Source organism: Bartonella sp. AA86SXKL, from assembly GCF_042196885.1.
Genome location: NZ_JBHIRE010000328.1, coordinates 1 through 239, shown reverse-complemented (window position 1 = coordinate 239; position 239 = coordinate 1). Strand labels below are relative to the sequence as shown.

At 41.8% G+C, this 239-nt stretch carries 1 pseudogene; it reads left to right on the top strand.

Annotated elements, in window-relative coordinates:
• Positions 1–203: pseudogene (locus ACFIO5_RS11830) on the top strand (homoserine dehydrogenase); the annotation flags it as partial.
• Positions 204–239: the final 36 nt, after the last annotated feature.

The following is a 239-nucleotide window of genomic DNA, read 5'->3' as shown; positions in this document are numbered from 1 at the left end:
ATATGGCACCACTAAACCACCCTGTAGTGGAAGTCTGTGCCGTTGCTAAGAAAGATTTGTATCCTGGTGATCAGTTAGACTTTATTGGTCTTTATAGTTATCGTGCTTGGATAATGAATATTGCAGAAGCGCGCATGCACCAAGCCATTCCTTGTGGACTACTGGAAAATGCAACAGTTACAGCTGAAAGTAAAAAGAATTAACTGAGTACGGTGCATAAGACCGCTATTCGCGAAGAT